The 10,889-nt window shown below is 43.8% G+C and carries 8 protein-coding genes and 1 pseudogene; 3 read left to right on the top strand and 6 right to left on the bottom strand.

What is annotated here, in order from left to right:
• Positions 1–190 precede the first annotated feature (190 nt).
• Positions 191–835, bottom strand: a complete 645-nt coding sequence (gene hisG / locus JGK20_RS32100; RefSeq protein WP_293233511.1) for an ATP phosphoribosyltransferase — start codon at positions 833–835, stop codon at positions 191–193.
• Positions 836–1,060: 225 nt separating this feature from the next.
• Here hisG and JGK20_RS32095 point away from each other — a divergent pair, with 225 nt between their 5' ends.
• Positions 1,061–1,711, top strand: coding sequence for a glutathione S-transferase family protein (locus JGK20_RS32095; protein WP_293198970.1), 651 nt, complete (start codon positions 1,061–1,063; stop codon positions 1,709–1,711).
• A 148-nt stretch (positions 1,712–1,859) separates the two neighbouring features.
• Positions 1,860–2,546 (top strand): two-component system response regulator RppA, encoded by a 687-nt coding sequence (gene rppA / locus JGK20_RS32090; protein ID WP_293233509.1) that lies wholly within the window; start codon positions 1,860–1,862, stop codon positions 2,544–2,546.
• A gap of 15 nt (positions 2,547–2,561) precedes the next feature.
• On the opposite strand, the gene JGK20_RS32085 is transcribed toward rppA, so the two are convergent.
• From JGK20_RS32085 to JGK20_RS32065, 5 genes are all read right to left on the bottom strand, one after another.
• Positions 2,562–2,687: a hypothetical protein gene (locus JGK20_RS32085; protein ID WP_293184517.1), complete on the bottom strand. Its 126-nt coding sequence runs from the start codon at positions 2,685–2,687 to the stop codon at positions 2,562–2,564.
• An 84-nt stretch (positions 2,688–2,771) separates the two neighbouring features.
• Positions 2,772–3,608, bottom strand: a complete 837-nt coding sequence (locus JGK20_RS32080; RefSeq protein WP_293184514.1) for a metallophosphoesterase — start codon at positions 3,606–3,608, stop codon at positions 2,772–2,774.
• A 359-nt stretch (positions 3,609–3,967) separates the two neighbouring features.
• A complete protein-coding gene (locus JGK20_RS32075; RefSeq protein ID WP_293233507.1) occupies positions 3,968–5,284 on the bottom strand; it encodes an adenylate/guanylate cyclase domain-containing protein in 1,317 nt (438 codons plus the stop codon).
• A 247-nt stretch (positions 5,285–5,531) separates the two neighbouring features.
• Complete coding sequence (locus JGK20_RS32070) at positions 5,532–5,927, bottom strand: response regulator (RefSeq protein WP_293157660.1); 396 nt, start codon at positions 5,925–5,927, stop codon at positions 5,532–5,534.
• Positions 5,918–9,544: a GAF domain-containing protein gene (locus tag JGK20_RS32065; protein ID WP_293184510.1), complete on the bottom strand. Its 3,627-nt coding sequence runs from the start codon at positions 9,542–9,544 to the stop codon at positions 5,918–5,920. Before JGK20_RS32065 ends, JGK20_RS32070 begins: the two co-directional genes overlap by 10 nt.
• A 658-nt stretch (positions 9,545–10,202) precedes the next feature.
• Between JGK20_RS32065 and JGK20_RS32060 the strand changes: the two are divergent.
• Positions 10,203–10,889: pseudogene (locus tag JGK20_RS32060) on the top strand (photosystem II q(b) protein); the annotation flags it as partial.

Raw genomic sequence — 10,889 nt, 5'->3', positions numbered from 1 at the left:
GTAGTTGCGCTTCAGCGCTCTTTCATAGAAGGTACGTAGTTGCGCTTCAGCGCTCTTTCATAGAAGGTACGTAGTTGCGCTTCAGCGCTCTTTCATAGATCGAAGAGCACCCAATCGCAACTACGTACTTAAAAACTAACTCCATAAGAGTGGCTGTTACATCCTGGACTGATCCTAATTTGATCGCACATCAAACCGCCGTCAAAACCTGCTCTCTCAACTTCCCAATCAAATCATTAACCCCGCCAGAATTCAAACGATAACTCAAAGGATGACCAATCAAATAAGCCGAACTTTGAAACAAAACATCAATTTCCACCAAACCATTTTCTCGCAAAGTTTTGCCAGTCGAAACCAAATCCACAATCGCCTCCGACATACCCGTAATCGGCCCCAACTCCACAGAACCATAAAGAGGCACAATTTCCACCGGCAAATTCAAATTATGAAAATATTCCCTCGCACAGTGTACGAACTTAGAAGCAACTCTACCGTGAGGAGGCAAATCCACACTGCGTCTGTAAGAACTAGATTCCTTTACTGCTACCGACAGCCGACACTTGCCAAATTGTAAATCAATTAAATTTGCAACTTTCGGAGTTTTTTCCCGCAAAACATCATAACCCGCAACGCCCAAATCAGCTTGACCGTATTCCACATAAACCGGCACATCGTGCGTCCTTACTAGCAAAGCTTTTGCCGTTCCGGTAGTGTCATAAATTTGAAGTTGGCGGTTAGAGGAATCGAGAAAAGCACTGAAGTCTAATCCAACGGATTTAAACAGTCGAATGCTATCTCCTAACAGTCCGCCTTTGGGAAGTGCTACGGTAATCATATTGATTTGAAATTCTAAATTGCTGAATTTGGGATGCGGAATCGGCGCTGCCCGAGCGGAAACAGCTTTTTCCTCAACCACAATAGCACAAATTGTTCAAATATCAAAATAAGTTCAGGTATTGCTAATAATTGTGTTTGTGTATAATATATTGTATTGAGGCTGAGTTAAATCGAATTTTCTTAAGGATTGTCTGCTAAATAGATGATAGCTGAAAGCAAAACTATGACCAAATTGACTCTGGTAATCGGCAACAAAAATTATTCGTCTTGGTCGCTGCGTCCTTGGCTGGCGATGAAACAAGCTGGAATAGATTTTGCCGAAGTGAGAATCCCCCTAGACGGGCCGACAACCCATGGGGAAATTCGGCGCTATTCTCCTTCGGGAAAGGTGCCAGTTTTAATTGATGGCGACTTGAAAGTGTGGGAATCTTTAGCAATTTGCGAGTATGTTGCAGAACGCTTTGCAAATGATTTATGGCCGGCGGATGTAGCGCAACGGGCGATCGCTCGTTCCATCTGTGCCGAAATGCACGCAGGCTTCCAAAATCTCCGCGAAAATATGCCGATGGACTGCCGCAACCGCTATCCGGGAGAAGGAATGACGCCCGGTGTCGAAGCAGAGATCGATCGCATCTTGGCAATTTGGCGCGAATGCCGCCAAAAATTCGGCACCAGTGGCGATATGCTGTTCGGAAAATTCACAATTGCTGACGCCATGTTTGCCCCCGTTGTCATGCGTTTTGTCACCTACGAAGTCAAATTAGATGCACAAGCACAAGCTTATGCTGATACACTGTTGGCACTGCCTGCAATGCAGGAATGGCTAGCAGCAGCTTACAGCGAATCGGAAAGTATTGCACATTTTAAAATGTAGCAAAAATCAGTTTACTTAACCTCAACAGGTCGCGATCGCCACCTCACCACAGATGGCAACCACCGGGAATTTCCCCCTACAAAACCTGCTTGTTTGCAAGTTTTGTGTAATTCATGCTCAAATCAAAAGTCTAAAACCTAAAATCAGGATGCGGATTCTTTTAGTTGATGATGAAGTTGAGTTGACTGACCCTTTGAGTCGAGTTTTAACCCGCGAGGGTTATACCGTTGATGTCGCATTTGACGGCGCAAATGGCAGCAATTTAGCAATGCAGGGAAATTACGATTTGCTAATTTTGGATTGGATGCTGCCGAGACAATCCGGATTAGCAATTTGTCAGCAATTGCGATCGCAAGGACGGAATACACCAGTCCTATTTCTCACCGCCAAAGACACCCTAGATGATCGCGTACAAGGACTCGACGCAGGCGCAGACGACTATCTAGTCAAGCCTTTTGAACTGCGAGAGCTCCTAGCCAGAGTCCGCGCCCTACTGCGCCGCCCCCCTACTTTTGACCCCGAAGTGGCTGTCGGGCGCCTGCAAGTTGCAGATTTACAGCTAGACTACGACAATCAAATAGCCTATCGGGGCGATCGAACAATTGACCTATCAGAAAAAGAATGTCAACTATTAGAATACCTAATGCGACATCCCGGTCAAATACTAACACACGAACAAATCCACCAATACCTGTGGAGTGAAGCAGAAAAACCCAGCAGCAACGTATTAGCAGCTCAAATTCGCCTCCTGCGCCGCAAAATAGAAGCCCCTAGCGAATCCGTCCTAATTCACACAGTTTACGGCAGAGGCTATCGCTTTGCAGAACCCAGTTAATAATAGGAATTCTGCTCATCTTCCATCTTCCTTCGTGTCCTTTGCGCCTTCGCGGTTCCATCTTTCTTCCGAAGCATTCTTCCTTTTACGCCAGAGGCTATCGCTTTGCAGAACCCACTTAATAATAGGAATTCTGCTCATCTTTCATCTTCCTTCGTGTCCTTTGCGTCTTCGCGGTTCCATCTTCCATCCGAAGCATTCTTCCTTCACACCCTAAAGCAATCCCTACATATCTTGACAAACCAAAGTAATTACCGTCACCTCCGGCGGACAAAATAACCTCCCCGGCGCATAAGTACCCAAACCGCGATTCACGTACAACCAATTACTCCCAACCCGATGCAAACCGCTAGCCCATTCCCAGTGACGAACTACTCGATCGCAAGCCGACACAAAAGGAACAAATTTTCGGATTCCTTCAGGAATCAAATAACCAATTTTTCTCACCCAAGCATACAAAGGCCCGATACCAGGAATCACAATTTGACCCCCATGAGTGTGTCCCGAAAACTGCAAATCAATCCGCCACTGTTGCAGATTTTCAGCAGTATCAGGATTGTGAGACAATACAATCCGAGGAATCGCCGGATTGATTGATGCCATTAGAGGCGCAGGTGCAAAATCGCCAGACCAAAAATCTGCAAACCCAACTAAAGCCAATTCAGACCCCAAAGGATAAATCGCTTCATTGTACAAAACCCGAATACCTGCGTTATTCAAAGCATTAGCAACCTTAATTTTTGCCCCTGGATAATAGTGATCGTGATTGCCCAAAACAGCGTAAATTCCCACCCGACTTTGCAAATTTTTCAATCGCTGCACCAAGCCGTAAATAGGCGCGGGATCGTAGGTAATAAAATCTCCGGTTAAAAAAATTAAGTCTGGTTCCGCTTCATTAGCCGCCACAATCGCCTCTTCTAGCAACCATTCCGACAGCCGCTCCCCGTCATAGTGAAAGTCCGTAAGCTGTACAATTTTAGTACCCGATAGATTTGCTGGAAGATTTGCGATCGGTATTGTTAAACAGTCTACTCGCAGTTTCCCAGTTAATAACCTGTGCATAAATATAAGGTTTATTGAGAGAGCGCAACCTCTAGCTTAGCAAATAAACAGACAATACTGCAAAACTAGATGTTTTTCCCTCTTTTTTCTGCCATCTGACTAATAACTACTAACTGATGACTAATGCTAAGAAATCAGGACACGGCTAAGAAATCAGGACACGGCAGTGCCGTTTCCCTACAATTGATCGCGGTAGGGAAACGGCACTGCCGTGTCCGACCTATCTGACTAATGACTAATGTTCGCGAGCTCTTAAGCTCGCACTATGACTAATGACTAATGTTCGCGAGCTCTTAAGCTCGCACTATGACTAATGACTAATGACTAATAACCAATAACTTTATTTTTGATAAATCACCTCAAAAGTTTCGATAGACCAAAATTTGTCCTCCCTCAGCCATTGACTGCAACCTAGATGCAATATTCACCTCATCCCCTATGGCAGTATAATCCATGTGCTGCGGCGAACCAATATTACCAACAACAACCTCTCCCGAACTAATGCCAATACCAGTCAGAAAATTATCCGCAATCCAAGGAACGGACATCCTCCTAATCCGTCGCTGCATATCGATCGCAGTTTCGATCGCCTTCCTTTCGCGATCGGCCACCTCCGAAGGCGCCCCAAACATTGCTACAATCATATCTCCCACAAACTTATTCACAGTACCTTCATGACTAAAAATTACCTCTACCATCTCCGTGAAATACTCATTTAAATACATCACTATTTTCTCAGCAGGCAGCTCCTCACACTTAGTAGTAAAATCTCTAATATCCGAAAAAAGCACCGTTAAATTGCGCTTAGTTGGATTTAGAGAAATATCTCCTTTAGCTTCGATAACTGCTCGCACCACCTGGGGAGAAAGGTATCTTTCCAAATTATTTTTAATTCGTTCTTCCTTCAATTTACTTTCATGTAAAAGCGCATTCTCGATCGCCGCGGCCGCTTGCGATGCCAAAGCCGTAAATAATTTTAAATCCTGTGCCGTATAGTTTACAAGTTCGTTATGACTAATATTGATAACGCCGATTGTACCGTTCTGAGTTGTTAGAGGTGCACAAATCATAGAACGCATCTCATTGTCTCCCATAACATATCTCGGATCGGACAATACATCATTGACTATTTCAGCTTTACCAGAAACAAAAATATGACCTGCTATCCCCATATTGGAACCGATTTTTGTTTTATGGTTGTACTCTTTACCCCTAGCAGAAACAATCTCCAGTTTTCCTGTCTTTTCATTCATTAGCATCACTGAAATATTGGTAGACTCAATCAACTTTTTCGCTTCAGTTACCACCAATTGACTGACTTCAGCCACACCCAAACAAGTAGCTATTTTGCTTGAAAAATCGTACAAAAAATTAACTTCTTCGTACTTATCTAAAGTATCAACAGCCAGAGTTCTTATATCCAAGTCGGCGCTGGCAGCATAACTCAGCATATCGGCAATAAATGCTGCTTTTTGACTTCCTGTTACGTAACCGATAACTTCATCGGCTAGGATGATAGGATAAGTATTGAAGTAGGTCTGACAATCTTCGCCCAATAAAATAGCCCCTTCAACATTCCGAATAGCCATCGGAGCGTCTAAAACACCGAGCGCGCCCTCAATAACCACCCGCAAATCTCTCTTAGAAATCAATTTTTTGAGATTGATACGAACCATTTACTTTGCTATTAATCATGAGTGAGCGATCTATCGTTATTCATTCGTTTGTAACCAGTCAGCCAATTTGAGGATAGAGATTTTAGATTTTAGATTTACAAGGGCAGATAACTCTGCGAGCTTGAAACTTAGTCTACAATTTTTGGAGCATCCACGACTATAGCCGGGGGATTGTATCCGTTTTTGGGCAGGCTAGCAACCACCAAAAACCAAAAAATATTCTTGTGAATTGATTGTATACCTCTCGCTACATCTGTGCCGTCAAACCCAGAATTTCCCTAGCTTTGACCAGCACTTCTTTCGGGCGAAAAGGTTTAGTCATATAAAGATTTGCCCCCACAGCCATACCGCTTTGCTTATCATATTCTTGTCCCTTAGCTGTCAACATAATAATGTAAACGTCCTCCATACCTAGTTCATTTTTAACCGTATTGCATACCTCTAACCCGCTCATTTTCGGCATCATCACATCGAGAAAAACCAAATCCGGCTTTTCTTCCTTAATTCTGTTCAACGCCTCAACTCCATCTCTCGCAGTCAGCAACTCTACATCATCCTCATCTTCCAACTTTTCTAGAGCCTGCTCCATCAAAATCAGAATATTCGGTTCGTCATCCACAATTAAAACTTTTTTCACAACAATTTCCCATGAATGTGTTTGCTCAGCCCGTTATCCTCTACAATATCTCCCAAAACAATTATGGAGACTTTTTCCAAGCCCTTAGTAAGGCGCAATTTTTTGACTAATTCTTGCTCTTGAGATAAGGCTTCGTCAATAATAATTAAATCCAGCTCGATCGCTCTCACTCGATCCAGGCATTCTGTAACATCAGATGCCTCCATCACATTATATCCCTGAAAAAGCAACGCAGCCGACAAAATTTTGAAAGTAGAAGCATTGTTAACAACGACCAACACCGTCTTATTAGACATCCCTTGTCGCAGCAGCAAGCCGATCTCCTTTAACAGTCCCGCTATATTTATAGGCTTGGTAAAATACCTGTCAACTCCCAAACGCCAGCCCCTGTCTCTGTCTTGAATTAGAGACACGATGATAATCGGAATCCCCCGAGTTTCTGGGTCATTTTTGAGAACTGCCGCCACATCAAAACCGTCGATGTGAGGCATCATTACATCTAAAATAATCAGATCCGGTTTGACTGCTTTAGCCTGAGAAATAGCATCTCTACCGTTAATTGCCTCCGCGACTTTATATCCTTCTTGTTCCAGTGACTGCCTCAATATATCTCGGATGTTAGGCTCATTGTCAACAACTAAAAGTTGCTGGCCTCCTTTAACGCCGAGCGGAGTTCTGCTGAGCACTTGCTGTTTCAGTTGCCCGATTAAATCATTGATAATTTTGCATTTTTCCACCGACTCAATATTTTTAACTAGCGGTATACTAAAGAAAAAAGTGCTGCCCTTGCCTAACTCGCTTTCTAGCCAAATTCTACCGCCGTGGTGTTCAACGATTTGTTTAGAAATTGGCAGCCCCAAGCCAGTGCCTTTAGGCTTTTCGGTCAGGATATCTCCCACTTGTTTAAATCTTTCAAAAACTTTGCTTTGGTCTTCTGGTGCAATGCCGATGCCAGTATCAATAATGCTAATAACCAGCTCGTCACCCTCTACTCTTGCCCGACAGGTGACAGAACCTGATTCTGTGAACTTGACTGCATTCGAGATTAAATTGATCGCGACTTGAACCATGCGATCCCGGTCTACTAATACCTGTGGCAGTCCGGGACTAAAATCTTTAATCAACTTTAAATTATTCTTTTCTAATAAAGATGACGTAGCGGCGATCGCCTGTTTTAAGATTTGCACTGGATTTGTCGGCTGTAACTGCCATTCAACTCGCCCCGCTTCCATCTTAGCAATATCCAAAACATCATTAATTAAAGATGTCAGCCTTTCAGCTTCTGAGACAATAATGTTAATATTATCTGCAACTTTATTTAAAGCTTTTTTGATTTTTCTGTCTTCCGATACGACTCCGGGAACAATCACTTCTTCTAGTTTTTCTTTAATCAGCGAAGCAAAACCCAAAACCGAAGTTAAAGGCGTCCGCAGTTCGTGAGAAACTGTAGCCAGAAAATCAGTTTTCATTCGGTCAACTTCTCGTTCCACCGTCACATCTCGAATCAAAATCACCGAACCTAGAGATCGATCTGCTTCGTCTTTTACCGCTTCTTTCAGAATAGTGGTCGCTAAAGCTTGACCTATCCTAGAATTTTCTAGTTCCACTTCCAGCGTCACAATTTCTCCCTCTCTATGTTCAGTCGCCTCAACCAATTGGGCTAATTTTTTAGGAAAGATTTCGGATACTTTTTTCCCCTTCAGGTCAACATCTTTTAATTCAAACATCGCCAGCAGTGCCGGATTAAACCTGGTAATTTTAGCTTCAATGTCAGTGACTAATAACCCGTCAGCCAAATTGTCAACGATCGCATTTAAGTCTGCCAAAGTCGTCCGCAATTCCCAGGACTGCTTTTTAGTGCGATCGAGCAATTCTGCTTGGTGCATAGCTACTCCCAATTGACTGCCAACCTGAGCCAGCAACCTCACTTCTCCTGCTTCCCACTCACGGGAACCAGAGTTCTGGTAAGCTGCTAGCAAACCCCAGAGATTTTCCCCCACAAAAACAGGCGCTACACAATATGCTTTGGCTTGAATTTGTTCCAGAATTTCGATATGACATGGAGAGTGACCAATTTTATAGATGTCATCAACTACAAAAATTTCTTGATGGCGATACCTGCCACCCTCAGTTTTTTGTAAATAATCATCTTGCCAGACTGTTTTAATTTTATCAGTTACTAAAGGTATCCAACCTTCTGCTACCGACTCCGACACAAATTCCCCGCTCCAGTTTGGAAAAAAACGGTAAACTCCAACCCGATCGCAATTGAGAATTTGCCGTACTTCTTGAGTTGTTGCGCTAAATATTTTGTCAATATTTAGCGTCTGGCGAATCCGTTCAATTACTCTAGTTAATGTGCGTTCCTGTTCGGCTGCTTTCGCCTGCTGTTTAGCTTGAAACTGTATTTGTTCTAGGTACTCGGATTGCTGCAAAGCCACGCCCAAATGAGTGGCAATTTGATTCAGTAACTTTACTTCTGTGTCTTCCCAGTGACGCGCACCTGTGTGTTGAAAGGCACTGAGCAATCCCCAGAGTTTCTCTCCTTTAAAAATCGCAACTACCGCACAGGATTTGACACCAAAATATTCTAAAGCTTCTATGTGACAATCGCTCTGGCCGGCATTGTAGATATCATCAGCGATAAAGGTTTCCGCACACCGGAATCGACCTCCTTGGTGTTCGTTTAAGTAGGGGTCTTCCCAACCGCTGCCTACCAATTTCGGCCAGTTTCCCGATTCAGATTCAAAGATAAAGTCGCCGAAATAGTCTTCACGGAATTGATAAATGGCAATGCGATCGACATTCAAAAGTTTGCGAACTTCTGTCGCTGCTGTCTGGAAAATTGTTTCCATATCTAAGGTTTGGCGGATCTTATCAATCATCCGAGTTATGGCTCGTTCTCGGTCTGCTTCCTTAACCAGCTCTTCTGTGCGTTTTCGCAATTGCTCCTCTAGAGTAGTCTGGAGTGCTGTTGACCGCCTATGAGCTTCATCTAAAAGTTTTGCTTGCTGTATTGCTACTCCTAAATGCACCGCAATTTGACTGGCAAAGTCAATTTCATCTTGCTGCCACTGGCGTGGGGCGCGACATTGGTGAATGCAGAGCAATCCCCAAAGTTTATTTCTTTTGATTAAAGGTACGATTAAGTTTGCTTTGACATTAAATTGAGCAAGAACAGCTATATGGCAATCGCTCAATCCGGCTTGATTGATATCATTGACTGCCTGAATTCTTCCTTGCTGATACCGCATTGAATATTGTTTACCAAAGCAGTGATCGTGCACCTTTACAGCTTTTACTGAATGAAACTCTGGGATCACGTCTTCTGACACAAATTCCCCGTCGTCAAATCCTGACTGCTGGTAAAATCGAAATATTGCTACTCGATCGGCATTCAGCAGTTGGCGAACTTCCCGAGCGGTTGATTGAAAAATAATATCTAAGTCTAACGACTCGCGAATTTTGGTCACTACAGCAAATAGCGCCTTTTGTTTGGCAACGATAGCGGGTTCGGGTTTCGAGGCCGACTCTAGTTCGGCAACGCGCGCTTTGAGGGTTTTTATCTCGCTTTTGAGGGACTCGTAATCTTCTGTATCTAATCCTAGATAATTTTCTGACATGGGTTTAACTCTCTTGTGGTTAGTTTATTAAGTATTGATAGTTGTTTATTTTGATAAGTATTAACTCAATTGAATTTTTTTTCAACTAACTTTAGAGAGGATTTGCTCGCTCTGGTTTGATAATTATTGATTAAGGCTCAGTGCGCTAGATTGGCGATCGCACGAGTTGAATTGTCGATCGAACACTGCCCCGATTGAAGCGGGCTTACGCACGCAACTGCTACAGCATTTTTATAATATAGATGACTGGAGTAACAAGCTGTTTAAAACCCGCTGAGTCCCCTTCAGACTGGCATTCCCCGCCCCGCATCTATATTCTTTTGGCAATTTTCCAAGCTTAGACACAGCGCCGCATCCCGATCGCGCGCGGCTACCACGGGGAAGATGTCCCCTACAAAACACTATATATATACATTGCGACAACTGCGAGGGATTGCCCCTACAGCATCAATCTGGCATCTTGCACCACAGTCCGCAACGGACTCGCGTGCGGGTTCCACCAAATAATGGGCTTTTTTCGCCTCTGGATCGTTTCATCAGCTTTCCTGATGACCCTCATCAGTTTAACTGTCGTTACAGGCCTTTACAAACCTTAACGATACCGTTAATAATAGAGACATCATCCGAACATTGAAAAACCAATAGCAATCATAAACACATGACAGCAACCTTACAGCAGCGCGAAAGCGCAAATATCTGGTCGCAATTCTGCAACTGGGTAACATCAACCGACAACCGCATTTATGTAGGTTGGTTCGGAGTCTTGATGATTCCCACCTTGCTAACTGCAACAATCTGTTACGTAATCGCCTTCAGCGATCGGCTTGCACTTCTACCCAATCTGGGAAGCTGCTTCCTTGGATGAGTGGTTGTACAACGGCGGCCCTTACCAATTGGTAATTTTTCACTTCCTGATCGGCATTTTCTGCTACATGGGTCGTGAATGGGAACTGTCCTACCGCTTAGGTATGCGTCCTTGGATCTGCGTAGCATACTCTGCACCAGTTGCAGCAGCTACAGCAGTATTCTTGATCTACCCAATCGGACAAGGTTCATTCTCCGACGGTATGCCCTTGGGTATCTCCGGCACATTTAACTTCATGATCGTGTTCCAAGCCGAGCACAACATCCTGATGCACCCCTTCCACATGTTGGGAGTTGCCGGTGTCTTCGGTGGTAGCTTGTTCTCCGCCATGCACGGTTCTTTAGTTACATCTTCTTTGGTTCGCGAAACAACTGAAACCGAGTCGCAAAACTACGGTTACAAATTCGGTCAAGAAGAAGAAACCTACAACATCGTTGCAGCCCACGGCTACTTCGGTCGTTTGATCTTCCAATACGCTTC

The organism is Microcoleus sp. PH2017_05_CCC_O_A (assembly GCF_020738785.1).
Classification (GTDB): Bacteria; Cyanobacteriota; Cyanobacteriia; order Cyanobacteriales; family Microcoleaceae; genus Microcoleus.
Note: the sequence above shows the minus strand (reverse complement) of the source record. Positions and strands in the feature narration are given on the sequence as shown.